A 25,638-nucleotide genomic window follows, 5' to 3' on the forward strand; every position below is an offset into this window, starting at 1 on the left:
CCCGGTCAGTTGGTGAAGGCGTCCAGGACCTGCTCGTACTCCTGGCACCACCAGGCCAGTTGCCCGGCCGAGCCGGGGTAGAGCGGGTCGGCCCGGTGGTCGGCCCGCTGGTAGCGCCACTGCAGCATCCAGAAGTCGTTCAGCCGCTCCCACCACACCCGGTGGGCGGCGGCGGCCAGGTGCTCGGCGGTGGCGGCGCCGGAGGCCCGGTAGGCCTGGGAGTAGCGCCGGACCCGGACCAGGTCCAGGACGCCGGACACCCGGTCGTCGAACAGCAGGGTGGCGGCCCGGACGGCCTCCTCGGCGCGCGGCTGCGGGCCGAGCTTGTCCCAGTCCAGGACGGCGGTCACCCGCCCGCCCGCCGGGCCGTCGTCGTACAGCAGGTTGAGGCCGTGGAAGTCCCCGTGGGTCCAGCCGGCGGGCGGGGCGGCCAGCGGGGCGGGGCGGCGGTGGGCGTGCTCGGCGAGCAGTTCCAGCCGTTCCGTGAGCCGTCGCTCGACCAGCGCGTCCAGTTCCCCGTGCGGGCGGTGCGCACGGGCGCGGCGCCGCAGGTCGCGGGCGAGGTCGGCGCTGTCGGCGGGGTCGGCGCTGCGGTAGCCGGTGGGCGGTTCGAAGGGGGCGCAGACGTCGTCGAGTGCGCCGTGCAGCCGGCCGAGCAGCGCGCCGAGCGCCTCGCACTGCGCGAGGTCGAGCTCGCTGCCGTGCCGGTGTCGGCCATCGGTCCACGGGAACAGCGCGAACAGCCGGCCGCCCCAGCCGGCCACCGTGCCGGACCGTTCGGCGCAGGTCAGCGGGGGTGCGACGGGCAGTCCGAGGGTGTTCAGCGCGGCCATCGCGCGGTGGTGGGCGAGGATCTTCGGGCGGCTGGCGGTGGCGGTGTCGACGTAGCACTTCAGGAAGTACGGACCGGCCTCGGTGGTGACGCGGTACCCCCGGTTCAGCAGGCCTTCGGCGACCGGTTCGGCGGTCAGCAGGCGCCCCACCCGGTAGCGGCCCAGGACCTCGGCGAGCGCGGTGTGCGGGACGGGCGGACTGAGGGTCCCCATCGGCGGTGCGGAGAGGTCGGGGCGGGCCGGGGCGCAGGCGAGGGTCTGGCTGAAAGTCACAGCCAGAGGGTATGGCCAGCTGGCAGGGGTCCTTGACAAACCGTCAGAACTGTGCAGTCGTCGGGTCAGTACTGGTGGTCGGCCTGGTGCCGCGCCACGAAGGCGGCCGCTTGGGTGCGTCGCTCCATGCCCATCTTGGCGAGCAGACTGGAGACGTAGTTCTTCACCGTCTTCTCGGCCAGGTGCAACTCGTTGCCGATCTGACGATTGGTCATCCCCTCGCCGATCAGATCGAGGATCCGCCGCTCCTGCTTGGTGAGTTGGGCCAGCCGTTCGTCCTCCTCCCGGCCGCCGCCGCGCAGCCGGGCGAGCACCCGGCTGGTGGCGACCGGGTCGAGCAGCGAGCGGCCGGCCGCGACGTCCCGGACGGCGGTGATCAGGTCGGTGCCGCGGATCGCCTTCAGGACGTAGCCCGAGGCGCCGGCCATGATCGAGTCGAACAGCGCCTCGTCGTCCGAGAACGAGGTCAGCATCAGGCACTTGATCTCCGGCAGCCGGGACCGGATCTCGCGGCAGACCTCGACCCCGTTGCCGTCCGGCAGCCGGACGTCGAGCACCGCGACGTCGGGGTGGACCGCGGGGATCCGGGTGAGTGCCTCGGTGGCCGTACCGGCCTCGCCGACGACCTCGATGTCGCCCTCGACCGAGAGCAGGTCGTGCACACCCCGTCGGACGACCTCGTGATCGTCGAGGAGGAATACCCTGATTCGTCCGTTATCAGTCACGTCCAAAGCCTCCCATATCACCGTAGGAAAGACCTATCGCTCGTACCGCCGTAAAGACGTGATCCGGCCAGAGCCGTCCGAAACCGATACCGAGAACCCCCTTACGTACGGGCGTCCGCCCGGATAACGTGCGCTGGTGTCCTGAAGGCGCTCGGATTGAGAGCTGCGTCACGTCGCCCGTCACCCCCACCCTTCCGACGGCGGTCCGAGCGCGGCACCCTCGGGGTTGTAGGCCCTGAACAAGTAGGACGTCCTAGCGCAAGCGCGCCAAGGGCGGACGCTGGGTAACGTTCTCGTGAGGGACGCCGTCGGAACAGGATCACCACCTGCCCCGCAGTAGGTGCGCACACCCACGCGCGCCCCGCGAGGCGGTGACCGGACCGGTCGCCGGCGACCCCGGGCGGCCGGACAGACCGAGGAGTGAACGTGACCGTCAAAAGCACGGCGAGGGCTCGCAAGAAGGCGGCCCCCGCTGTCCCTGACACCCTCCGCGCCACGGGTGAGGACGCCCAGCCGGAGCTCGTCCAGCTGCTCACGCCGGAAGGCGAGCGGGTCGAGCACCCGGACTACCCCCTCACCACCACTCCGGAGGAGCTGCGCTCCCTCTACCGCGACCTGGTGCTGGTGCGCCGGTTCGACGGTGAGGCCACCGCGCTGCAGCGCCAGGGCGAGCTGGGCCTGTGGGCCTCGCTGCTCGGCCAGGAGGCCGCCCAGGTCGGCTCCGGCCGTGCCATGCGCACCGGCGACTACGCCTTCCCCACCTACCGCGAGCACGGCGTGGCCTGGTGCCGCGACGTCGACCCGCTGAACCTGCTCGGCATGTTCCGCGGTGTGAACCACGGCGGCTGGGACCCGAACGAGAAGAACTTCCACCTGTACACCATCGTGATCGGCTCGCAGACCCTGCACGCCACCGGTTACGCGATGGGCATCACCAAGGACGGCACCGACGACGCGGTCATCGCGTACTTCGGCGACGGCGCCTCCAGCCAGGGCGACGTCAACGAGGCCTTCACCTTCGCCTCGGTCTACAACGCGCCGGTCGTGTTCTTCTGCCAGAACAACCAGTGGGCGATCTCCGAGCCCACCACCACCCAGACCAAGATCCCGCTGTACCGCCGCGCCTCCGGCTTCGGCTTCCCCGGCGTCCGGGTCGACGGCAACGACGTGCTGGCCTGCCTCGCGGTCACCCGCTGGGCGCTCGACCACGCCCGCAGCGGCAACGGCCCGGTGCTGATCGAGGCGTTCACCTACCGGATGGGCGCCCACACCACCTCCGACGACCCCACCCGCTACCGGCACGCCGAGGAGACCGAGGCCTGGAAGGCCAAGGACCCGATCGCCCGGCTCCGCGCCCACCTGGAGAAGGAGGGCCTGGCCGACGAGGAGTTCTTCGCCGCCGTCGACGCCGAGAGCGAGCAGCTGGGGCTGCGGGTGCGCGAGGGCGTGCGCGGCATGCCGGACCCGGACCCGACCCTGATCTTCGACCACGTGTACAGCGAGCCGCACGCGCTGGTCGATGAGGAACGGGCCGAGTACGTCGAGTACGCGGCCTCCTTCGAGGCGGGGGAGAACCTCTGATGGCCGGTCAGCTGAGCATCGCCAAGGCGCTGAACGGAGCGCTGCGCAAGTCGCTGGAGAACGACCCGAAGACCCTCCTCATGGGCGAGGACATCGGCAAGCTCGGTGGCGTCTTCCGGATCACCGACGGCCTGCAGAAGGACTTCGGCGAGGACCGGGTGATCGACTCCCCGCTCGCCGAGTCCGGCATCGTCGGCACCGCGATCGGCCTGGCGCTGCGCGGGTACCGCCCGGTGGTGGAGATCCAGTTCGACGGCTTCGTCTACCCGGCCTTCGACCAGATCGTCTCCCAGCTGGCGAAGATGCACGCCCGCGCGCTCGGGCACGTCAAGATGCCGGTCACCATCCGCATCCCCTACGGGGGCGGCATCGGCGCGGTCGAGCACCACAGCGAGTCGCACGAGGCGTACTTCGCGCACACCGCAGGTCTGCGCGTGGTCACCCCCTCCAACGCGCACGACGCGCACTGGATGCTGCGGCAGGCGATCGAGTCCGACGACCCGGTCATCTTCCTGGAGCCCAAGCGCCGCTACTGGGACAAGGGCGAGGTCGGCGACGCCGCCGACCTGGGCATGCACGACGCCCGGATCGTCCGGCCCGGCACCGACGCGACGCTGCTCGCGTACGGCCCGATGGTCAAGGTCTGCCTGGAGGCCGCCGCGGCCGCCGAGGAGGACGGCCGCCGGCTGGAGGTCGTCGACCTGCGCTCGCTCTCCCCGGTGGACTTCACCACCCTGGAGGAGTCGGTCAAGCGGACCGGCCGGGCCATCGTGGTGCACGAGGCACCGGTCTTCCTGGGCATGGGCGCCGAGCTGGCCGCCCGGCTCACCGAGAAGTGCTTCTACCACCTGGAGGCACCGGTTCTGCGGGTCGGCGGCTACTACGCGCCGTACCCGCCGTCCCGCGTCGAGGAGGCCTTCCTCCCCGACCTGGACCGCGTGCTCGACGCCGTCGACCGCGCGCTCGCGTACTGATCCCGGGGAGCGAAGATGACCACCGAAGTTCGCTCGCTCCGCGAGTTCAAGATGCCCGACGTGGGCGAGGGCCTCACCGAGGCCGAGATCCTCAGCTGGTACGTCAAGCCCGGTGACACCGTCACCGACGGGCAGGTCGTCTGCGAGGTCGAGACCGCCAAGGCCGCGGTGGAGCTGCCCATCCCGTTCAACGGGGTGGTCGAGGCGCTGCACTTCCCCGAGGGCGCGACCGTCGACGTCGGCACCGTGATCATCTCGGTCGCGGTCGCCGGGGAGGCGGGGGCCCCGGTCGCTCCGGCCGCGGCCGCGCCCGCCGTGGCGGCTCCGGCCGCCCCGGCGCCCGCCGAGGAGGCCGAGCCCGAGCGCCGCGAGGTGCTGGTCGGGTACGGTCCGCGCACCGGGGTCAGCCAGCGCCGGGCCCGGCGGACGACCACCACTAAGGTCGCCGCGACGAAGCCGGCTCCGGCGGCTGCGGTCGCTCCGGCTCCGGTTCCGGTCGTGCCCGCCCCGGTTGCCCCGGCCGCTCCGGCGCCGGTCGCCGACGTTCCCTCCGGGGAGCGGCCGTTGGCGAAGCCGCCGGTCCGCAAGCTGGCCAAGGACCTGGGCGTCGACCTGCGCGAGGTGACCCCGACCGGCCGGGACGGCGTGATCACCCGTGAGGACGTGCACGCGTACGCCGCGGCCAAGGCCGCTCCGGCCGCTCCGGCCGTGCCGGTCGCCCCGGTGGTCGAGGCCGCCGCGGCCGAGCCGGTCGCGGCGCCGCTGCCGGTGGCCGTGTCCGGTTCCGGCACGGGCGACGTCCGGGTGCCGATCAAGGGCGTCCGCAAGGCGACCGCGCAGGCGATGGTGGCCTCGGCCTTCACCGCCCCGCACGTCACCGAGTTCGTCCAGGTCGACGTGACCCGCACGATGAAGTTCGTCCGTCGGCTCAAGGAGAGCGGCGAGCTGGGCCGGGACGTCCGGGTCAGCCCGCTGCTGCTGGTCGCCAAGGCGCTGCTCACCGCGGTCAAGCGGCACCCCGAGGTCAACGCCCAGTGGGACGAGGCGGCCCAGGAGATCGTCATCAGGGGTCAGGTGAACCTCGGCATCGCCGCGGCCACCCCGCGCGGCCTGATCGTCCCGAACATCAAGGACGCCGGGTCCAAGACCCTTTCGGGGCTGGCCGTTTCGCTCGGCGAGCTGGTCGAGACCGCCCGCCAGGGCAAGACCTCGCCGGCCGACATGCAGGGCGGGACGATCACCATCACCAACGTGGGCGTCTTCGGCGTCGACACCGGCACCCCGATCCTCAACCCGGGTGAGGCCGCCATCCTCGCCTTCGGCGCGGTCCGGGAACTGCCGTGGGTGCACAAGGGCAAGGTCGTCCCGCGTCAGGTGACCACGCTGGCGCTCTCCTTCGACCACCGCCTGGTGGACGGGGAGTTGGGCTCCAAGGTGCTGGCCGACGTGGCCGCCCTGCTGGAGTACCCGAAGCGCCTGATCACCTGGGGCTGACGGGCCCGGCCCGAGAACGACGAAGGGGCCCCCTTCTCCACACCGCCGTGTGGAGGAGGGGGCCCTTCGTCGTGCCCGTCCGTCGACTAGCGCTGGGGACGGAGTCGACGGACGGCGATCAGGACGCCGGCGCCGAGGGCGAGCAGGGCGGCGGAGCTGACGGCGAGGAAGGTGTGGGTGGAGGAGGCGCCGGTCTGGGCCAGCTCGGGGGTGCCGGCGGGGGCGGTGGTGGCCGGCGGGGTGGACGGGGCCGCGGTGGGGGCCTTGGCGGGCTCGGCGGCCTTGGCCGGGGTGCGGTCGGCGGCGGGCTCGGCCGGAGCGGGCTTGGCGGTCTTGGTGGGCGCGGGCTTGGTGGGCTTGGCCGGGGTGGTCGGCGCGGCGGGGGCGGCGGTCCGCTGCACGCGGTAGGTGTGGGTCGGCCCGGCTTCGGCCGGGAAGCCGGGAGCCTGGGCCAGCAGGCCGACCTGGATCTCGGTCAGGTCCTTCGGCGCCTTCGCGGAGAGCCCCACCCGGAACCCGACGTTGGCGACCCGGCCGGTCTCCAGGTTCGGGGTGGTGGTGGCGGCCGAGGTGAGGGTGAAGAGCGTCGGGTCGCAGCCGTGGCGGAGGCCGACCGACTTCCAGCCGCCGGCGGTGGCGACCTCGACCGTGAGGTCCTCGGGCCGGAGGTTGGTGCCGGGCTTCGGGTTGTACAGCGCGAGCATCGCGGAGACGTTCTGGTACGGGGCCCCGGTGACGTTGCCGACGCTGACGCCGATCTCGACCTTGGCGCCGCCTGCGGTGATGCTCTGGCCGTCCGGGGTCATGTGGAAATCGGCGGTGTAGGAGCCGTCGTGCGTGGCGGCCGGGACGGCCGGGGCGGCCTGGGCCGACTTGGTTGCCGTGTCCGGTGCGCCGCAGGCCCAGGCGCTGTCGGTGGCGAGGAACTGGACGCCGCCGGCGAGGACGGTGGTGGCGGCGAGGACGGCGATGCGGCGGCGGCCGGAGAGCGCGCGGTCGTTCTTCGCGAAACGGGTGATAACGGGCATACGCATGACGTGACTCCCCAGGGTCATGTGACTGATGGTGTGGATGGGTGAAGACGACCGGCCCCGCTCCTGTCGAGCGGAAGCGCCCCCCGGCTCCGCCGGTCTCGCTCTCCGTGCCTTCATCCGTATAGACGCGCATCCCAGCCGGGGGTTGCAGGTGGGTTCAAAAACTTTTTCGGGAGTCTTCGGCGGGGCTTCGGGATACTGCCGGGATGACGGATGAGCTGACGGTCCGACCGGAGACGACACCGGTCGGGAGCGGGGAACGTCGGTCGCTGCGACGGGACGCGTCGGGGCCGGCGCTGCTGGCCGGACTGGTGTGCGTCGCGGTGTCCTTCTCGGGACCGCTGGTGGTGGTGCTCGCGGCGGCGGCCGCCGGACGGCTGGACGCGGCGCACACCGCGTCCTGGATCTGGGCGGTGGCGATCGGCAGCGGGGTGAGCGGCTTCGCGCTGAGCTGGTGGACCCGGACGCCGGTGATCACCGCCTGGTCCACCCCGGGGGCCGCGCTCCTGGTGACCAGCCTGGGCGACTACCCGTACCGGGAGGCGGTCGGCGCTTTTCTGGTGAGCGCGGTGGCGGTGGCGCTGTTCGGGGTGACCGGCTGGTTCGGCCGGCTGATCGCGGCGGTGCCGGTGGGCATCGTGAACGCGATGCTCGCCGGCATCCTGTTCTCCTTCGGCGCCGGGATCTTCGGCGCCGTGCACGGCGCGCCGGTGCTGGTGGTGGGCGGCTTCGCGGCCTTCCTGGTGGCCAAGCGGTTCGTGCCGCGGTACGCCGTGCTGATCGCCCTGGTGGCCGGCGGGGTGCTGGCGGCGCTCACCGTCGGGCTGTCGCCGCACCTGGGGCAGGGTGGGCCGACCGTGCCGGTGCTGACGGTGCCGGCGTTCTCCTGGTCGGCGCTGGTGGGCCTGGCGCTGCCGCTCACGATCGTCGCGCTGGCCTCGCAGAACGCGCCGGGCCTCGGGGTGATGCGGGCCTTCGGCTACCGGGCGGACGACCGGCTGCTGATCGGCTCGACCGGCGCGGTGTCGGTGCTGATGGCGCCGTTCGGCTCGCCGGGGGTGAACCTGGCGGCGATCACGGCGGCGATCTGCGCGGGCCCGGAGGCCCATCCGGACCCGCGCCGCCGGTACGTCGCGGGGATGTCCTCGGGCGTGCTGTACGTGCTGGTGGGCAGTTTCGGCGGGGTGCTGGTGAGCCTGTTCACCGGGCTGCCGAAGGAACTGATCGCGGTGATCGCCGGGGTGGCGCTGCTGGCCTCGCTACAGGGCAGCCTGGCGGCGGCGGTCGCCGAGGAGCGCGGGCGGGACGCGGCGGTGGTGACCTTCCTGGCGAGCGCCTCCGGGATGAGCCTGTTCGGGATCGGCTCGGCCTTCTGGGGGCTGCTCTTCGGGCTGGGCACCCATCTGGTGCTGGGCTTCCGGAAGGGCTGAGGAAGCGGCGGGGCGGCGCCGGGGGAGCAGTGCCGGGGGCGGCACCGGGGAGTAGTGGTTGGTATGACCTGCATGGCTGGATGAATACGGATCGTTCGGCCAGGTCGGTGACATTTGCGTCCGCCGGTGGGGGCGACACGCCGGTCCGGGTACGTCTCCGCTCCACCACCCGGGCGACGCCGGGTGACCGGAGCCCCGAGGACGCACCCGTATGCCGCCTGGCAACCCTGGCCGTCTCGTTCGGAGTCTGGCCGCGCTCGTGCTGGTGTCCACCGCCCTGCTCCCCGCCGCCCTGGAGCTGGCCGGCCCCTCGCCGTTCGGCGTGATCGGGCCGGGGGCCCCGGCCGACCGGGCGGTGCCGCCGCACACCGCGCTCCGCGCCGACCAGCGGATACTCTCGCCCGCCCCGACCGTCGACATACGCCGCACCGGGGACCCGGCCAACCGGATCACCCTGGTCCTGCTCGGCGACGGCTACACGGCGGGCGAACAGGACCTCTTCCGGCAGCAGGCCGACCGGGCCTGGCACGCGCTGATGGACATCGAGCCCTTCCGCACCTACCAGGGCTTCTTCAACATACGACGGGTCGAGGTGGTCTCCCCGGTCTCCGGGATAGCCGAGACCGAGAGCCGGGGCCGCAACCCGGCCACCCCGCTCGGCATGCACTTCTGGTGCGAGGGCACCGCCCGGCTGCTCTGCGCCGACGAGGCCGCCACCGCCCGGTACGCGGGGGACGGCGCCGGGCCGCAGTACCTGATCGCGCTGGCCAACTCCACGGAGTACGGCGGCGCCGGTGGCACCGGGGTGACCACCCTGGCGGGCGGCAGCCAGGACGCCGGGCGGATCATCCAGCACGAGATCGGGCACACGGTGGGGGACCTCGGCGACGAGTACGACAGCGCCCCCGACGACGCCGACTACCCGAACCTCGCCACCCTGAACGCCGACGACATGCGCAAGAAGCAGGTCAAGTGGTGGCGCTGGCTGGGCGCCGAGTCCCCGGACGGCGTCGGCGTCGTCGGGGCGTACCGCAGCGCCAACGGCCTCTACCGGCCGACTCCGGACTCGGTCATGCGGACCCTGGGCAGTGCGTACAACCTGCCTTCGCGCGAGGCGATCATCGAGGAGCTGTACCGCAAGGTCCGCCCGACCGACGCCCCGCTGCCGGCGCCCGGCGAGGTGACCGGGCGGCCCCGGCTCGACGTCCGGCCGCTGCCGCTGACCGGGCCGCGGCAGCTGAAGGTGGAGTGGAAGGTCGACGGCGTCCCGGTGACGCCGCAGTCCGCGGACGGCTCCTGGCTGGACACGACGCAGCTGAACCTGGCCCCGGGCCGGACGGCCACCGTGACGGCGACCGTCCGGGACACCACCGACTGGGTGCGGGACGAGGCCTTCCGGGACCGCTTCATGACCCGGTCGGTGTCCTGGACGCTGACGGGCTGAGGCGGGGCCGGGGAGGCCGACCGAGGCGGGCCGGGGCGAGTCGGGGCCGGGAGGCGGGGGAAACAGGGGGAGCGCACCGGCGGATCCACGCGGCCGGGGGGTCGCGGCTGCGCACCGGGGCGACCGAACCCCGCCCTGGGTCTCCCATCATGGGATGACTAACCTGGTCGCACTATGACCGTGGAGCCCGCCAGCCCAGCAGCGCCCCCGTCCGCCTCCGCTCCCCGGCCCGGTGCCGAGCCCCCGGCCGTACCCGCGCACCCGGCCGTTCCGCCCGCCGTCCCCGTCCCCGTCCCCGTGCCCGCGCCGCCCGGCGGTCGCGCGGCCTGGCTGGCCTGGTCCGTCGGCGTCAGCGTCTACGTGCTGGCGGTCATCCATCGCACCAGCCTCGGCGTGGCCGGGCTGGACGCCGCCGACCGCTTCGGCATCGGCGCCTCGGCGCTCTCCACCTTCTCGATCCTCCAGGTGCTGGTCTACGCGGCCATGCAGATCCCGGTCGGCCTGCTGGTGGACCGCTTCGGTCCGCGCCGGGTGCTGCTGCTCGGGATCGTGCTGCTGAGCACCGGGCAACTGGCCTTCGCCTTCAGTTCCTCCTTCGCCCCCGCGCTGGCCTCCCGGGCGGTGCTCGGCTGCGGCGACGCGATGACCTTCATCAGCGTGCTGCGGATCGCCGCCCGCTGGTTCCCGGCCGCCCGGAACCCGTTCGTGGCCCAGCTGACCGGTCTGGCCGGGATGGGCGGCAACCTGGTCACCACCGTGGTGCTGGCGCAGGCGCTGCACAGCGAGGGCTGGACGCCCACCTTCGCCGCGATCGCCGTGCTGGGCGTGGCGGTGTTCGCGCTGGTCGCGCTCTTCCTCCGGGAGGCGCCGGTGCCCGCGGAACCGATCCGGCCGGTGGAGCACCGGGAACGACCCAAGGTCGGCCGGCAGCTCCGGGACTGCTGGCGGGAACCCGGCACCCGGCTCGGGCTCTGGATCCACTTCACCACCCAGTTCCCCGGCAACGCCTTCGGCCTGCTCTGGGGCCTGCCCTACCTGGTCGAGGCGCAGGGCATGTCCCGGGCCGGGGCGGGCGGGCTGCTGACCCTGCTGGTGCTCAGCAACATGACCTTCGGGTTCGTCTTCGGGCGGCTGCTCTCCGCCACGGCGCGCGCCCGGATGCCGATCGTGCTCACCGTCATCGTCACCACCGCGCTCGGCTGGGCGCTGGTACTCGCCTGGCCCGGTGGGCACCCGCCGATGTGGCTGCTGGTCGGGATCATCCTGGTGATGGGCAGCAACGGTCCGGCCTCGCTGGTCGGCCTGGACTACGCGCGCTCACGCAACCCCGCGGAGCGGCTCGGCACCGCCTCCGGGATCGTCAACATGGGCGGCTTCATCGGCACGATGATCACCCTCTTCGGCGTCGGCGTCCTGCTGGACGCCCTCACCCCGGACGGCACCGCCGGCTACCCGGCCGATGCCTTCCGCTGGGCGTTCTGCTGGCAGTACGTCCCCCTGGCGGTGGGGACGCTGATGATCGTCCGCCTGCGGCGGAGGGTCGCAGCAGCGGAGGCGTAGCGTTTCCGACCTGCGGAAACGTCGTGACCCTCGGTCGGAACCAGGGTTTGTTGCCGCTATGGGCGAGATGAACTCACCCATAGCGCCTGTAGCGGCAGGATCAGCGGACGTACGCCCGCAGGAACGCGGCCATCTGCGGTGGTGTCCCGAAGAGCCGGGCGCCGTGCAGTTCCGCACGCATCGGCCCGTGAGCGGGCACGGGCCCGGTGCCGGTGCCGGTGCCGGTGCCAGTGCCAGTGCCGGGGGTGGGCTGCGCTTCGCTCCGCAGGCGGATCAGGTCCACCAGCTTGAGCTTCGGGCAGCCCGGGACGATCCGGCTGCCCCGGATCCCGACCCGCTCCCCGCCCGGGCAGGCGAAGTACGCGCCGAACGGCGGTCCGCTGTCCTCCTCCCGGTCCGGCAGGCGGAGGACCATCTCCCCGTGCCGGCAGCGGACCGTCCCGTCGGAGTGGACGACCAGGCCGGGCCAGTCCTCGTGGTCGATCTCCGCGACGATCCGTACCTGCTGCCCGATCGCCTCCGTCAGGGTCTCCGCCATCCGCCGCCGCTGGGTGGGGATGTCGGTGTCCCCGCGTCGGATGGAGGGGAGGAGGTTGCTCGTGACCCATTCCTGGAACGGCTTGGCGTTGGGTTTGTTCGATCGCATGATCAGTGTGTACAGAGCGGACTCACTGATGACGTTGAGCATCGGGTTGCCGCGCTCGTAGGGTTTCTGACCTGCGGAATCGTGATTAACCTTCCCGAAAGTTAGGTTAATCGAGCGCGAGTTGACGACCCGTGCGTGAGCCGCGTCGACGACGTGGCGCACCCGGCTGGGGTTCAGCCTGCCGAGCACGGCGCACACGTCCGCCGTGACGAACCACGGCTCGCCGTCGATCATCACGACCCTGACCGGCTGCCCCGTGACCGGGAAGCTCGACCGCACCAGCACCATCTGTTCCTGCTGTTCCTGTTCGTCGTCCATGGCAATGCCCCTCGTTCCTCCGGGTGATGGTTGGACTGCCCGGAACAACGAGGCCGAACGGGTGAGGTGGCTGGTGCCGGGTTGACGCGTGGATGCACGAGTGGTGCCCACCCGGCGTGCGGTGGTGCGTGTACGCCGGGTGGCGTGCGCCTGGGGTGTCAGATGGTGACCGAGAAGTTGGCGAGCACCCGGTCGGCCAGTTCCTTGTCGCCCTCGACGGAGACCGGCCCGGGCCGGCCGCGGCCGCAGGCGAGCCGGAGGTAGGTCTCCCAACCCATGGTGAACTGGACGTCGGGGGCCAGGCTGATCGACTCGTCCACGGTGCAGTGGCCGGTGGAGTCGACCCGGACGGTGCGCAGGAACTCCACCGGGCCGGTGACGTCCAGTACCAGGGCCGTCCCGGCCGGGGCGCCGGCCTGGTTGGCGATGGCCTTGGGCAGCAGCTCCAGCAGGAGGTCCCGGGCGATCAGCGCGGCCGGGGCGTCCAGGTTGCCGGGGGTGTCCAGGGCCCGGCGCAGGTCCTGCTCGTGCACCCAGACGTCGAAGGCCCGCATCCGCAGCAGCTCGTGGTACGGGACGTCCCTGGCGAGCGGTCCGGCCGGCCAGCGCACCGGCGCGGTAGGGGTCTGCTTGGCGTTCCGCAGCGCCCGGGAGCGGCGGATGATCGTGTACTCCAGCTCGCTGGTCATCTCCAGCGCGGTGTGGCAGCGGCGCTTGTCGACCGGAAGTTCGACGTAGCGGGCGAACTCGGTGGTGACGTGACGGAGGTCACGCGGCAGCGAGTGGATCGGGCGCGGGTCGCCGAGCAGCTCGGACTCGACCGCGATGACGTGTGAGACGACGTCCCGGACGGACCAGCCCGGACATTCGGTGGCCCGGTTCCAGGAGCCCTCGGGGAGGGGGGCGACCAGCTCCGATATGGACTCGATGCTCTGGGTCCACGCCTCCGTGTAAGCCTGCACGGTCTGGTTGTCCGTCACGGGAATCTCCGGCCCTCCGTCAGCTTCCTTGCCGTCCGCGCCCAGCCGTCACCGCCGGCCGGGATGGTCCGGCTTCCGGGCGCGCACGCTAACCGCACGTTACGCTGCCGGAAGACAGCTGGGCAGCGCTTTCGGGTGACGATCGTAGGACTCTTGCCGTGGACGGTGGTACTGTGCGCGCTTCATTGATCCAACTCGCGGTCTCCGACGCCGAGCCGCCCGCCGAACGGCGGGCCAGGGCGGCGGCGTTGGTCCGGGCGCAGCAGGGCGCCGACCTGGTGGTGCTGCCGGAGCTGTGGCCGCTCGGCGGCTTCGCCTACGACCTCTGGTCGGACGGCGCGGAGGGCCTGGACGGGCCCACCTCGGACGCGATGGCGGCGGCCGCCCGGGCCGCCGGGGTCTGGCTGCACGCGGGTTCGATCGTGGAGCGCGACCCGGACGGGCCCATCTACAACACCTCGATGCTGTTCGCCCCGGACGGCGAGCTGGTGCACACCTACCGCAAGATCCACCGCTTCGGCTTCGACAGCGGCGAGGCGGTGGTGATGGGCGCGGGCCAGGAGATCGTCACCGCGCCCACCGACTTCGCCACGCTGGGCCTGGCCACCTGCTACGACCTGCGCTTCCCGGAGCTGTTCCGGGCACTGCTGGACGCCGGCGCGCAGCTGCTGGTGGTCCCGGCGGCCTGGCCGGCCAAGCGGCGCGAGCACTGGACGCTGCTGGCCCGGGCGCGGGCGGTGGAGGAGCAGGCCTTCGTGCTGGCGTGCAACACCGCCGGGACGCACGCCGGGGTGGAGCAGGCCGGGCACAGCATCGTGGTGGACCCGTGGGGCCGGGTGCTGGCCGAGGCGGGGACGGAGGAGCAGGTGCTGACGGTCGAGTTCGACCCGGCCGAGGTGGCCGAGGCGCGCGCGGACTTCCCGGTGCTGCGGGACCGGCTGCTGGGGATCCCGGCGCCGGTCCAGCGCTGAGCCGGGCTGCTCCAGCACCGTTCCGGGCCGGTCCGGAGCCGGTCCGGCCAGGGCGGACGGCGTTCGGGAGGGTTGGTTCGTACCTGGCCCGGGCGGGTTTGAGAAGATGAGCACTCGTCGTGTTCCCGTCGGCCCATCGAGGCCGGCACGGTAGGACCGCCCGAGGAGGTCGCGCCCATGCCCGTCAACGGCGCAGGCGACACCCCCCGCCCCGTCATCCAGCGCAACAGCCTGCGCGAGCAGATCGCCGGCGCGCTGCGCGAGGAGATGATGGCCGGCCGACTGGCGGCCGGCCGCAACTTCACCGTCAAGGAGATCGCCGAGCTGTACGGCGTCTCCGCGACCCCGGCCCGCGAGGCCCTGGTCGACCTCGGCGCACAGGGGTTGCTGCGGGCCGAGCACCACCGCGGCTTCACGGTCCCCGAGCTGGGCTGGGAGGACTTCCTGGAGATCTTCGAGTCCCGGGTGCTGCTCACCGACAGCTTCCACCGCCAGTTCGCCACCCGCCGGGCGCTGCCCGACCTCAGCCGGCTGCCCTCGTTGCACCGCCGGGCCGACGCGGCCGTCCGGGCCGCCCGGGCCGGGAACCTGGACGTGATGGTGGGCTGCGACCGCCGGTTCTGGCAGGAGGTCGCCGGACTGCTCGGCAACCGCCGGATCGCCGACTACCTGGACTGGCTGCGGGTGCAGTCCTGGATGTTCGCCGCCCCCTACCTGCGGGAGATGTCCGGCCTGGCCGGGGTCTGCTGGGACCGCCATCCGGAGCTGGTCGGGGCGATCGAGGCGCGCGACCTGGCCGACGCGTACCGGATCATCTGCGAGTACAACCTGGACACCGCCCGGCTGCTGGCCGAACTGGCCGGGCAGCCGCTGGAGTCGGTGACGGTCCTCGGGCTGCTCACCGAGACCACCGGGGACGGGTCCCAGTCGCCGCCCGTCCCCGGCGGGCCGCCGGCTGCCCCGGAGTCCTCGCCCGGGCTCCCGTCCGGGCCCGCACAGGGACCCGCCGCCGAGCCAGGTGCCGAGCCGGCCGCGGCCCGCGCCGAGCGGCCCCCGCGCGGTGACGAGGTCGGCCGGGAGCTGGGCCGTGAGCTCGGACTGGGCCTCGGCCTGGTGCCGCAGCCCCGCTCGGTGCCGTACGGCCGGTTCGGCCGCCGACTCCCCCCGTCGCCCCCCGAGACTCCGCGGGGACGGCCCGACCCGCACGCCGCCCCGGGCCGGTAGGGTGGCGGGCGTCGGACCGGGCCCCGCGAAAGGGCCGTCCGGGTACCGACCCCACCCCGTCGTCGCCCCACCCCGCGGGCGATCCCCCGCCGCCCGGAGAGGAACTGCCGGCCATGGCCTGCGACCTCTGGCTCGTCCCGCTGGTGGACGTGCTGAGCCACAGCCCCGACAACCCCTTCCGGGACGATCTAGCCCTCTACAACGCGGTGTTGACCTCGCGCGGGCTGCCCGAGATGCCGGTCTACCAGTACGTCCCGGGCATCAGCGGCGCGGTCGAGCCGATAGCCGCCTTCGACTACGACTCGCTGCACTTCCTGCGCCGCGCCTTCCTGTTGGGCCTCACCGGTCTGGACATCACCCCGGTCGACGCGCTCGGCGGCGACTACGAGCAGCTGCTGGAGATGTTCGAGAGCAGCGCCGAACAGTCCCACCTGGTCTGGCACTTCGACCACGCGGGCGCGTACGTGCCGATCGAGTTCGCGGTGCCGCTGGTGGACGACGCGCTGCTGGCCTCCGGCGGCCCGCTCGGCTCCAGCCACGGGCTGCTGCGCGAACTGCAGGCCGTGGCACCGGCGCTGGGCATCGACCCGCTCAACCCGCCGGACCCGACCCGGCCGCTCGGCCCGACCGGCCTGGAGCAGCCGTTCGCTCCGCCGATCGACGACGTGCACCCCTTCGCCCGGGAGCGGCACGCCTGGTCGGGCCTGTACGCGGCGGCGACCAGGAGCGTCGCCCAGGGCTCGATGATCGTCTTCGCGTAGCGCCCCGCCGGCCCCTCGGCAGGGCGCCGGGGCGGCCGCCGGGCCTACCGCAGCGGCCCCTCCGGCGGCCGCTGGCGCGGCATGGTGGGCCGGGTGCCCGGCGGCGGCAGCACCCGCACCTGGGCGCCCACCCCCGGTTCGGAGCGCCCGCCCCAGCTCCCGGGGGTCTGGGTGGGCAGCTGGGTCATCGACGCGCGGAACTCCAGCATCCACTCCGAGGTCTCGGTGCGGACCATGTCCGAGACGTCCTCGCAGAACCGGCGCAGCACGCCCAGGCAGCGCTCGGCGGCCTCGCCCGCGGTGCCCTCGGTCGGGCCGAGCACCTCGCGCACGCACTCCGACGCCCAGTCGAACTGGAAGGCCTCCAGGCGGCGTTGCAGGGCCTGTCCGGTGGAGACGTCCCGCATCCAGCCGGAGGTGAGGCCGAAGGCCCGGTCCGCGCCGTAGCAGGCGGCGGAGAGCGCCAGGCCCACGTAGCCCCAGCTGACGCCGTGCGCGAAGCCGCCGGCCAGGTCGACCAGCGGGGCGGTCACCCCGCCCACCGCGAAGCCGGCCGTGCCGAACCGCAGCAGGCGGGCCCACCGCCGCTTCCAGACCCGGTCCCGGCGGTACCACTCGATCGCCTCGACCGCCCGCTCCTCGGACCAGCGGTAGAGCTCCTCCAGCCGCTCGGCCGGCTCGCCCCAGTCCCCGAGCGGGAACTGTCGGGTGCTCAGATCGGCGTGGCGGCGGGTGGAGTCCCGGCGGGCCACGGCGGCGGCGGGCGGGTCCTCCTCGCCGATCTCCTTGCCCCAGGCACTCTCCTCGGGCTGCATTTCCGGCTGGCTCACCTGTGGGGCTCCCTGTGGCGGGCGGGCGGCTGGGTCTGTCGGCGCATCGGCTGACGCGAGGTCCGCCGGTGGTTGTCCAACAGCACTTCTTACCGCCAAATGGCTGACCGTGGGGGAGCTTCCCGGTTGATCGTTACCGGTTTCGGCCACCGGAACCCGAGGTGAGCGGGTTGCGGGGGTCGGCGGGATTTCACCCGTCCGAGCGAGGGTCCGGTGACCCGCGGTCGTGACCCGGACACCCACCGCCCACCGGACCCCTCCGGGCTTGGAGGATCCTCCTGGATCGTCGGCGTACGGAGCTCTTCCCCTGGAGGATCCGACGGGACCGGAGAGCGGCTTGAACAGGCCACCGACTAGGCTTCCGAGGCGTGAAGGTCCTCGTCATCGGCGGCGGCGCCCGCGAACACGCCCTGTGCCGCTCTCTGTCCCAAGATCCCGCCGTGACCGAGCTGCACTGTGCCCCGGGTAACGCCGGGATCGCACAGGTGGCGACGGTCCACCCGGTCGACCAGCTCGACGGTGCCCAGGTCGCCGCGCTGGCCGAGCGGCTCGGCGCCGCCCTGGTCGTGGTCGGCCCGGAGGCCCCGCTCGTCGCCGGCGTCGCCGACGCCGTGCGCGCGGCCGGCATCCCGGTGTTCGGCCCGTCCGCGGCGGCCGCGCAGCTCGAAGGCTCCAAGGCCTTCGCCAAGGACGTGATGGCCGGCGCGGGCGTCCCCACCGCCCGCTCCTACGTCTGCACCACCGCCGCGGAGGCCGCCGAGGCGCTGGACGCCTTCGGTGCCCCGTACGTGGTCAAGGACGACGGCCTGGCCGCCGGCAAGGGCGTCGTGGTCACCTCCGACCGCGCGGCCGCGCTGGCGCACGCCGCTTCCTGTGAGCGCGTGGTCATCGAGGAGTACCTGGACGGGCCCGAGGTCTCGCTGTTCGCGATCACCGACGGCACCACCGTCGTCCCGCTGCAGCCCGCGCAGGACTTCAAGCGCGCGCTGGACGGCGACGAGGGCCCCAACACCGGCGGCATGGGTGCCTACTCGCCGCTGCCGTGGGCGCCCGCCGGGCTGGTCGAGGAGGTCCTGGAGACCGTCCTGCAGCCGACCGTCGACGAGCTGCGCCGCCGCGGCACCGAGTTCTCCGGCCTGCTGTACGCCGGCCTGGCGCTCACCTCGCGCGGCACCCGGGTGATCGAGTTCAACGCCCGCTTCGGCGACCCGGAGACCCAGGTCGTGCTGGCCCGGCTGCGCACCCCGCTGGCCGCGGTGCTGCTGGCCGCCGCCACCGGCACCCTGGACCAGCTGGAGCCGCTGCGCTGGGACGAGGGCGCGGCCGTCACCGTGGTCGTCGCCTCCGAGGGCTACCCGGCCGCGCCGCGCACCGGCGACCCGATCGAGGGCCTGGCCGAGGCCGAGGCGGACGGCACCGCGTTCGTGCTGCACGCCGGGACGAAGACGGGCGAGGAGGGGCAGGTGCTGAGCGCCGGCGGCCGCGTGCTGTCGGTCACCGCGACCGGCGCGGACCTGGCCGAGGCGCGCGGGCACGCGTACGCCGCGGTGGACCGGATCTCCCTCAAGGGCGGCCAGCACCGTACCGACATCGCGCTGAAGGCGGCCACCGCGTAGGGAAGTTCGGCCGCTCCGAGGCCGCTCCGAAGCCGCGCCGAGGGCGCTGCGGACCGTGGGACCAACCCCCATGGCCGCAGCGCCCTCGGCGTTTCGGGGCCGGAACGGCTCCGGGGGCGGACGTACCGTTCGGCTGAGGGATTCCAGCCCATCGGGTGACAGCACCCGCATCCGGCTGACGTAACCCCGCGCCCGGCCTTATGGTGCGCTGGATCGCAGCGTGCGGGGCTCGTGCGCGGGGGGCGCCGCCGGGTAGCGGTGCTTCCGCGGGGGGATGCTGGACGGCGTCCGGCCGGGCGGTCGCCGGGTGCTTCGCACCGGACCGGTCGCAGGCGTCCGGAATCCGGGCGACGTCACCGGGACGAGTGGAAACCGGGATGATCCGGAACGACCACCCGTGCCGGGGCGTCGAAAATGTCAGTAGCGCCACGCAGCATGCACTACCGGGATCGGACGCCTCCGCTTCCCGGTCGGAACCGATCGTTTCGAGTCGGCTCAGGGCCCGTCGCCGGGCACCCGAGGGCTCCGAAGGGGGTGCCGCACCGTATGGCCGCTGTCGACACCGCGCGCGCTCACGCCCAGGCGGTCCTGCGGGTCCGAGGCCTCGCCCGGGCCGCCGCCGTCCTGCCCGCCGCCGTGGCGGTGGTCCTGCTCGCGGGCCGGATCACCGGCCGGATCGGCGCGCCCGGCGCAGCCGACGCGGCCGGCTGGGACGCCGCCCGCTGGGCGGTCTGCGCGGTCGCCGCGCTGACCCTGCTGGTCGCCGGGCTGACCGCCCGCGCCCTGCGCCGGGCCGAGCCGCCCCGGACCCCCGCCGTCCCGCTGGACCGCGCCGAGGCTCCCGAGCTGTACCGGCTGATCCACGAGCTCGCCGACCGGCTGGACGTCCCCGCGCCCTCCGCCATCGCCCTCACCCCGGACTGCGACAGCTGGCTGGAGGACGCGCCGCCGCCGCGGCGGCCGGGCCCGCTGCGGCTGCACCCCGGGGCGCCCGCGCCGGTGCTGGTGATCGGCTCGCCCTTCCTCTGGTGGATGCGGGCCGGTGAACTGCGCGCCCTGCTCGCCCCCGTGGTGGCCGGCAGCGCCGCCTCCGCCGACCCGGAGATCGCCGCCGCCCGCCGCTTCCTGCGCAGCCTGGACGCCTGCCTGGACTCCGGCCAGGGTGCCGCCCCCGGCCTCGGCGGCGGCACCCTGGCCGCCCCGCCCCGGCCGCCCCGGCGCGGCCCGGCCGCGCTCGCCGACCGGATCACCCGCGGGATCACCCGCCGGCTGCTCGGCGCCTGCCGCGGCCACTCCGCCGAGCTGGAGCGCTCCGTCGCGAGCTGGGCCTCCGAGCAGGCCAGGACGGTCGACTACGGGCTGCGGATCGCCGCCCAGGAGCAGGTCGGCCTCGCCTACGCCGGCTGGGACCGGCTGCTCACCCGGGTCGCGCTGCCCGCCTGGCGGCTCGGCCGCCACCCGGCCCACCTCAACGCCGGCGTGGCCGCCGCCCTCACCGAGCTCTCCCGCCGCGACCGGCTGGCCGACGGCTACGGCAGCCGGCTCGCCGACCGCCCCGCCTGCGACCTGCTGGAGGAGCCCGGCAGCGTCGACCGGGCGGTCTCCCGGCTCGCCGCCGAGCTGTTCTTCGGCCGCCCGGCGGCCGGCGCCTGGCGCGAGCTGGAGTGGGCCGACTACCCGGCCGAGGTGGTGGACGCCGGCTGGCGGGCGGGCGCCGTCGCCCTGCAGGCCGCCCTGGACCGGCTCGCCCCGCAGTCCCGCCCCGGCGCCCCGACCCTCACCCGGCTGCTGGTCCGGCTCGCCGAGGGCGACGGCGAGCAGCTGGCCGCCGCCCTCGCCGCCCGGTCGGCCCGCACCACGGCCCAGGCCCCGCTGCTCGAACCCGACCGCTCCGGCCGGGACGTGCTGGTCGACCACGTCACCGCGATGGTCTGCTGCGCGGCCGTGGACACCGCCGGCGGCTCCCCCGGCCTGGACTGGCTGGACGGCCCGGTGCTGCTGCTCGGCGGGGTCCGCCGGACCGACCTGGCCGGCCCGGTCGCCCAGGCCGTCGAGCAGGGCCAGGACGGCCCGCTGCGCGCCTGGCTGGACGCCGCCGACGTCCGGCTGGAGAAACCCGTACGGCTGTGACGGGTGGCCGGACGGCTGTGACGGGTGGGACGGCGCTCGACACCTCCGCACGCGCCCCCGGGCCGGCCGGCCGCCGGCCGTCTTCGCAGGCCGGAGGCTCCCTCCGGGCGGCCTGCGAGATTCCCGCCACCAATTGCCACCGGAGGGTGACGGAGCGCCATCACTCTGTGGTGTATTAGACCGCACGCACATCCGGGGGGCACGTGCCAACCGGGCGGAAGTGCACCTGGGAGGGGCGCGTGAGCACCGAACTCAACCGCCGCTGGGAGTCCGGAACGCACGCCTACAGCGTCTCCGACCCCTTCGGCCAGGGCCCGCTGCCCTGGCTGCGCAGTCCGGACCAGTACCGGGTCGGCGCGGAGGGCGCCGTCCCCTGGTACGTCTCGGTGGACGCGCCCGGCCAGCAGCCGCTGACCACCGGCGTGCGCCCCAAGCCGTCGGTCGGCACGCCGCAGAGCGCCAACGACGTGGACCAGCAGATCAAGGGCTTCGCCTCGGCCGGAGTGGTCCGCCCCGGCGGCTCGGTCGACTTCCGGGTCACCGTCAACCCGCCCCGCGAGTTCACCGTGAGCGTCTTCCGGATCGGCCACTACGGCGGCGACGGCGCCCGGCACGTCACCGACAGCCCGCTGATCGCCGGCCTCGCCCAGCCCGCCCCGCTGGTGGTCGACCGGACGGTCTCCTGCCACCACTGGTGGCACTCCTGGCGGCTGCAGGTCCCGGCGCACTGGAAGCCCGGCGCGTACGTCGCCGTGCTGACCACCGCGGACCTGGCGCACCGCAGCCACATCCCCTTCACCGTGCGGGACTTCGACGACCGGGGGCACACCGCCGAGCTGCTCCTGGTGCTCCCCGACGTGACCTGGCAGGCCTACAACCTCTTCCCCGAGGACGGCCGCACCGGGGCCAGTCTCTACCACGCCTGGGACGGTCTGGGCGGCCTGGTCGGCGAGCAGGAGGCGGCCGTCACCGTCTCCTTCGACCGCCCGCACGCCACCGCCGGACTGCCGCTGCACGTCGGCCACGCGTACGACTTCATCCGCTGGGCCGAGCGCTACGGCTACGACCTCTCCTACGCCACCGCCACCGACCTGCACGCCGGCCTGGTCGACCCGTCCCGGCACCGGGCCCTGGTCTTCCCCGGCCACGACGAGTACTGGTCCGCGCCGATGCGCCGGGCGGCCGAGCGGGCCCGGGACGGCGGCACCTCGCTGGTGTTCCTCTCCGCCAACACCATGTACTGGCGGGTCGAGCTGACCGCCGCCGCCTCCGGCGAGCCCAACCGGCTGCTCAACTGCCGCAAACGGCAGAAGGTCGGGCCCGGCAGCCCGGCCGCGGGCGCGACCGGCGCCTCCAGCGCGCTCTGGCGGGACGCCGGGGAGCCCGAGCAGCACCTGCTCGGCGTGCAGTACTCGGGCCGGGTCGCCGCGCCCGTCCCGCTGGTCGCCCGGCACACCGCGCACTGGCTCTGGGACGGCACCGGCCTGCAGGAGGGCGACGAGCTGCCCGGCCTGGTCGCCGGCGAGGCCGACCGGTACTACCCCAAGGTGGCGCTGCCCGAGCACACCGAGCGGGTCCTGCTGGCGCACTCGCCGTACCGGGACCCGGCCGGCCGCACCCGCTACCAGGAGACCTCGCTGTACCGGGCGCCCAGCGGCGCCTTCGTCTTCGCGGCCGGAACCTTCGCCTGGTCGCCCGCGCTGGGCCGCCCCGGACTGACCGACGAGCGGATCCAGCGGGCCACCGCCAACCTGCTGGACCGGCTCTGCAAGAACTGAGGTCCGGCGGTCGTGAAAGACTGCGGGGGCAGTGACCTCCCCTTTCGCAGCGCCCCACGCCCGCGAACGACCCCTGAGGACTGAGACACCTTGAGCGGATTTGTCACCAAGCCCGAGCCGGTCCAGGTACCCGGCCTGGTCCACCTGCACACCGGCAAGGTGCGCGACCTCTACCGCACCGAGTCGGGTGAGCTCGTCATGGTCGCCAGCGACCGGACGTCCGCGCACGACTGGGTGCTGCCGAACGAGATCCCCGACAAGGGCCGCATCCTCACCCAGCTGTCGCTGTGGTGGTTCGAGCGGATCGCGGACATCGTCCCCAACCACGTGATCTCCACCGAGGTCCCGGCCGGCGCCCCCGCCGACTGGAAGGGCCGCACGCTGATCTGCCGGAGCCTGGAGATGATCCCGGTCGAGGCGGTCGCCCGCGGCTACCTGGCCGGCTCCGGCCTGACCGAGTACGAGGAGAGCCGCACGGTCTGCGGCATCGCGCTCCCGGAGGGGCTGGAGAACAGCTCCGAACTGCCCGCCCCGATCTACACCCCGGCGCTCAAGGCCGAGGTCGGCGAGCACGACGAGAACGTCACCTACGAGGAGACCGCCCGCCGGATCGGCGCCGAGCTGGCCAACCAGGTGCGCCGCACCACCCTGGACGTCTACGCCCGTGCCCGGGACGTCGCCCGCGAGCGCGGCATCATCCTGGCCGACACCAAGTTCGAGTTCGGCCTGCTGGACGGCGAGCTGGTGATCGGCGACGAGGTGCTCACCCCGGACTCCTCGCGCTACTGGCCCGCCGACGAGTACCGGCCGGGCCGCTCGCAGTCGTCCTTCGACAAGCAGCTGATCCGCGACTGGCTGGTCTCCCCGGCCTCCGGCTGGGACCGCCACGGCGAGCAGCCGCCGCCGGCACTGCCCGCCGAGGTCGTGGAGCGGACCCGGTCCAAGTACATCGAGGTGTACGAGCGGCTGACCGGTACCACCTGGCAGTGATCCGGTGATCCGGTGACCCGGTGAACGGGACGCCGGTGACGCCCGCGGGCGCGGCCGCTCAGATCCAGCCGTGCTCGCGGGCGATCCGCACCGCCGCGTGCCGGTTCTCCGCGCCCAGCTTGCCGGCCGCCGAGGACAGGTAGTTGCGGACGGTGCCCTGGGAGAGCGCGGCCCGGGCGGCGATCTCGGCGATCGGGGTGCCGTCCGCGGCCAGTTCCAGGACGTCCGTCTCGCGCGGCGTCAGCGGGGTCTCGCCCGCGCTGATCGCGTCCGCCGCCAGTTCCGGGTCCACGTACCGGCCGCCGGACCGCACGGTGCGGATGATGCCGGCCAGGTCCGCCGCCGAGACGGTCTTCGGCAGGAAGGCGCGCACCCCGACCTCCAGCGCCCGCTTCAGGTAGCCGGGGCGGCCGTGGCCGGTGACGATCATGCAGCGGCAGTCCGGCAGCACCCGGCGCAGTTCGGCGGCCACCTCGATGCCGTCCAGGCCTGGGGGCACCTCCCGGCCCTCGGGCCGGGGGCGCATCTGCAGGTCCAGCACCGCGACGTCGGGCCGGTGCGACCGGGCCATCGCCAGTGCCTCCGGGCCGGAGCCGGCCTGTGCGACCACCTCGATGTCGTCCTCCAGCGAGAGCAGCGCGGCCAGCGCGCCCCGGATCAGGTGCTCGTCGTCGGCGAGCAGGACGCGGACGGTCGCGGCGTCGGTCATCGGTCGGGCCTTCCTCGGTTCGCTTGCGGTGTGCCGGGTGTGCCGGGTGCGCCGGTGCGCTCAGTCCGGTAGCGGGACGGTGGCGAGCATCCGGAAGACGCCCGGCCCGGCGGTCGGCACGGTCAGCTCGCCGTCGTGGGCGGCGAGGCGCTCGCGCAGGCCGCGCAGCCCGGTGCCGCCGCCCTGGGAGGGCGGCGGCACGGCGGGCACCCCGTCATTCTCCAGCTCCAGCACCGCCCGTCCGCCCTCCCGGCGCAGCCGGATCAGGCAGCGGTCGGCCTCGCTGTGCCGCAGTACGTTGGTGGTGGCCTCGCGGATCACCCAGCCGAACACCGACTGGACGTGCGGCGGCAGCTCGTCGGCCCGCTCGCCGAGGTCGATCTCGCAGGCGACGTCGGCGGAGCGGAGCACCGCGCGGGCGCCGATCGCCTCGGCGTGCAGGTCGGCGGTGCGGTAGCCGCGGATGACGTCGCGGACCTCGCGCTGCGACTCTTGGGCGATCTTCTGCACCTCGGCCATCTGCTCGGCGGCCTCCGGGCGCCCACGGCGGGCGAGCTGGACGGCGAGCTCGCTCTTCAGCGCGATGGTGGTCAGGTTGCGGCCCATCACGTCGTGCAGATCGCGGGAGAAGCGCAGCCGCTCCTCGGCGACGGCCAGCCTGGACTGCGCCTCGCGGGCGCCGTCCAGCTCCCAGACCACCGCGGTCAGCCAGGCGAAGCTGCGGCAGCTCGCCCCGACGAAGGGCATTCCGAGCAGGGTGCCGACCAGTTGCCCGGCGGTGCTGCCGAGGCTCGTCCCGGCCAGCAGCATCGCCGGGGCGATCAGCAGCGCGAGGCCGGTGACGGCCGGGGCGGCCCACCGCAGCGGGAGGCCGATGGAGATCGGGCCGGCGGAGACGACCAGCAGGAAGACCGTGATCAGGGAGGTGTACGGCGGCTCGGCGGGCCCGGCCGGTCCGCCCGCCGCCGGGCCGGTCAGCAGCAGGGCCCAGGCGCCGGCCACGGTGAGCCCGCCGCTGATCGCGAGCCAACGGAGGTGGTCGGTGGGCCGTCCCAGGTAGTGGTCGAGCGAGGTGCGGCAGGCCCGGAGGCCGACCAGGGTGGCGGCCAGCGCGACGACCAGGGCGATCCGGACCGGGGCCGGCGAGAGCCCGGGCCCGTTGTGGGCGCCGATGACGAGCAGGGTCGAGGGCAGCACGACCAGCGGCATCAGGTAGATCGACCAGCGGAAGTAGAGCTCGGCGCGCTGGGGCTTGCCGAAGCCCCGCCATCTCCGCAGTGGTGAGCGCATGTCCACGTGGTGTACCCCCTGTCCGACCATGATCACGCTGCTGCCTT

21 protein-coding genes are annotated in these 25,638 nt (G+C 73.8%); 13 read left to right on the forward strand and 8 right to left on the reverse strand.

The annotated features are described in order from the left end of the window. Positions 1 to 5: 5 nt before the first annotated feature. Positions 6 to 1,106: a phosphotransferase gene (locus AB0Q99_RS26605; RefSeq protein WP_363575866.1), complete on the reverse strand. Its 1,101-nt coding sequence runs from the start codon at positions 1,104 to 1,106 to the stop codon at positions 6 to 8. 65 nt (positions 1,107 to 1,171) lie between these two features. Beyond that, entirely contained in the window at positions 1,172 to 1,831 is a 660-nt protein-coding gene (locus AB0Q99_RS26610) for a response regulator transcription factor (RefSeq protein ID WP_363575868.1), read from the reverse strand. A 420-nt stretch (positions 1,832 to 2,251) separates the two neighbouring features. Between AB0Q99_RS26610 and pdhA the strand changes: the two genes are divergently transcribed. Genes pdhA through AB0Q99_RS26625 form a run of 3 tightly spaced genes read left to right on the forward strand, consistent with a single transcriptional unit; the run spans position 2,252 to position 5,880 of the window. Continuing rightward, on the forward strand, positions 2,252 to 3,412 hold the full coding sequence (gene pdhA / locus AB0Q99_RS26615; protein WP_363575870.1) for a pyruvate dehydrogenase (acetyl-transferring) E1 component subunit alpha: 1,161 nt from the start codon (positions 2,252 to 2,254) through the stop codon (positions 3,410 to 3,412). After that, positions 3,409 to 4,386, forward strand: a complete 978-nt coding sequence (locus tag AB0Q99_RS26620; protein WP_363575972.1) for an alpha-ketoacid dehydrogenase subunit beta — start codon at positions 3,409 to 3,411, stop codon at positions 4,384 to 4,386. Before pdhA ends, AB0Q99_RS26620 begins: the two co-directional genes overlap by 4 nt. Positions 4,387 to 4,401: 15 nt before the next feature. Further along, positions 4,402 to 5,880: a dihydrolipoamide acetyltransferase family protein gene (locus AB0Q99_RS26625; RefSeq protein ID WP_363575872.1), complete on the forward strand. Its 1,479-nt coding sequence runs from the start codon at positions 4,402 to 4,404 to the stop codon at positions 5,878 to 5,880. Positions 5,881 to 5,966: 86 nt separating this feature from the next. On the opposite strand, the gene AB0Q99_RS26630 is transcribed toward AB0Q99_RS26625, so the two are convergent. Then, the gene (locus AB0Q99_RS26630) at positions 5,967 to 6,914 is read right to left on the reverse strand and encodes a hypothetical protein (protein ID WP_363575874.1); all 948 of its coding nucleotides are present in this window, start codon (positions 6,912 to 6,914) and stop codon (positions 5,967 to 5,969) included. Positions 6,915 to 7,120: 206 nt separating this feature from the next. On the opposite strand from AB0Q99_RS26630, the gene AB0Q99_RS26635 reads away from it, so the two are divergent. The 3 genes from AB0Q99_RS26635 (at position 7,121) to AB0Q99_RS26645 (ending at position 11,348) form a co-directional block, all read left to right on the forward strand. Next, positions 7,121 to 8,344, forward strand: a complete 1,224-nt coding sequence (locus AB0Q99_RS26635; RefSeq protein ID WP_363575876.1) for a benzoate/H(+) symporter BenE family transporter — start codon at positions 7,121 to 7,123, stop codon at positions 8,342 to 8,344. 265 nt (positions 8,345 to 8,609) lie between these two features. After that, entirely contained in the window at positions 8,610 to 9,788 is a 1,179-nt protein-coding gene (locus AB0Q99_RS26640; RefSeq protein WP_363575877.1) for a M64 family metallopeptidase, read from the forward strand. 174 nt (positions 9,789 to 9,962) lie between these two features. Next, positions 9,963 to 11,348, forward strand: a complete 1,386-nt coding sequence (locus AB0Q99_RS26645; protein WP_363575879.1) for an MFS transporter — start codon at positions 9,963 to 9,965, stop codon at positions 11,346 to 11,348. Between the two features lie 100 nt (positions 11,349 to 11,448). Here AB0Q99_RS26645 and AB0Q99_RS26650 read toward each other — a convergent pair whose 3' ends face one another. Continuing rightward, entirely contained in the window at positions 11,449 to 12,312 is an 864-nt protein-coding gene (locus AB0Q99_RS26650; protein WP_363575881.1) for a Bro-N domain-containing protein, read from the reverse strand. 158 nt (positions 12,313 to 12,470) lie between these two features. Next, positions 12,471 to 13,292 carry a maleylpyruvate isomerase family mycothiol-dependent enzyme gene (locus AB0Q99_RS26655; protein ID WP_363575883.1) on the reverse strand — a complete coding sequence of 274 codons (822 nt, stop codon included), beginning with the start codon at positions 13,290 to 13,292 and terminating at the stop codon, positions 12,471 to 12,473. A gap of 173 nt (positions 13,293 to 13,465) precedes the next feature. Here AB0Q99_RS26655 and AB0Q99_RS26660 point away from each other — a divergent pair, with 173 nt between their 5' ends. From AB0Q99_RS26660 to AB0Q99_RS26670, 3 genes are all read left to right on the forward strand, one after another. After that, positions 13,466 to 14,263, forward strand: coding sequence for a carbon-nitrogen family hydrolase (locus AB0Q99_RS26660; protein ID WP_363575884.1), 798 nt, complete (start codon positions 13,466 to 13,468; stop codon positions 14,261 to 14,263). Positions 14,264 to 14,440: 177 nt separating this feature from the next. Further along, complete coding sequence (locus AB0Q99_RS26665; protein WP_363575886.1) at positions 14,441 to 15,487, forward strand: GntR family transcriptional regulator; 1,047 nt, start codon at positions 14,441 to 14,443, stop codon at positions 15,485 to 15,487. Positions 15,488 to 15,600: 113 nt separating this feature from the next. After that, complete coding sequence (locus AB0Q99_RS26670) at positions 15,601 to 16,248, forward strand: hypothetical protein (RefSeq protein WP_363575888.1); 648 nt, start codon at positions 15,601 to 15,603, stop codon at positions 16,246 to 16,248. 44 nt (positions 16,249 to 16,292) lie between these two features. Here AB0Q99_RS26670 and AB0Q99_RS26675 read toward each other — a convergent pair whose 3' ends face one another. Further along, positions 16,293 to 17,078 (reverse strand): SLATT domain-containing protein, encoded by a 786-nt coding sequence (locus AB0Q99_RS26675; RefSeq protein WP_363575890.1) that lies wholly within the window; start codon positions 17,076 to 17,078, stop codon positions 16,293 to 16,295. A 368-nt stretch (positions 17,079 to 17,446) separates the two neighbouring features. Between AB0Q99_RS26675 and purD the strand changes: the two genes are divergently transcribed. The 4 genes from purD (at position 17,447) to AB0Q99_RS26695 (ending at position 23,592) form a co-directional block, all read left to right on the forward strand. Continuing rightward, a complete protein-coding gene (gene purD / locus AB0Q99_RS26680; RefSeq protein ID WP_363575892.1) occupies positions 17,447 to 18,694 on the forward strand; it encodes a phosphoribosylamine--glycine ligase in 1,248 nt (415 codons plus the stop codon). Between the two features lie 546 nt (positions 18,695 to 19,240). Then, positions 19,241 to 20,824: a hypothetical protein gene (locus tag AB0Q99_RS26685; RefSeq protein WP_363575894.1), complete on the forward strand. Its 1,584-nt coding sequence runs from the start codon at positions 19,241 to 19,243 to the stop codon at positions 20,822 to 20,824. 239 nt (positions 20,825 to 21,063) lie between these two features. Continuing rightward, on the forward strand, positions 21,064 to 22,602 hold the full coding sequence (locus AB0Q99_RS26690; RefSeq protein ID WP_363575896.1) for a N,N-dimethylformamidase beta subunit family domain-containing protein: 1,539 nt from the start codon (positions 21,064 to 21,066) through the stop codon (positions 22,600 to 22,602). Between the two features lie 90 nt (positions 22,603 to 22,692). Continuing rightward, a complete protein-coding gene (locus tag AB0Q99_RS26695; protein WP_363575897.1) occupies positions 22,693 to 23,592 on the forward strand; it encodes a phosphoribosylaminoimidazolesuccinocarboxamide synthase in 900 nt (299 codons plus the stop codon). A 58-nt stretch (positions 23,593 to 23,650) separates the two neighbouring features. On the opposite strand, the gene AB0Q99_RS26700 is transcribed toward AB0Q99_RS26695, so the two are convergent. Then, complete coding sequence (locus tag AB0Q99_RS26700; RefSeq protein WP_363575898.1) at positions 23,651 to 24,301, reverse strand: response regulator transcription factor; 651 nt, start codon at positions 24,299 to 24,301, stop codon at positions 23,651 to 23,653. A 60-nt stretch (positions 24,302 to 24,361) separates the two neighbouring features. Then, entirely contained in the window at positions 24,362 to 25,591 is a 1,230-nt protein-coding gene (locus tag AB0Q99_RS26705) for a histidine kinase (RefSeq protein ID WP_363575900.1), read from the reverse strand. Between the last annotated feature and the right edge of the window lie 47 nt (positions 25,592 to 25,638).

Source organism: Kitasatospora sp. NPDC086791 (genome assembly GCF_040685975.1).
Taxonomy (GTDB): Bacteria; Actinomycetota; Actinomycetes; order Streptomycetales; family Streptomycetaceae; genus Kitasatospora.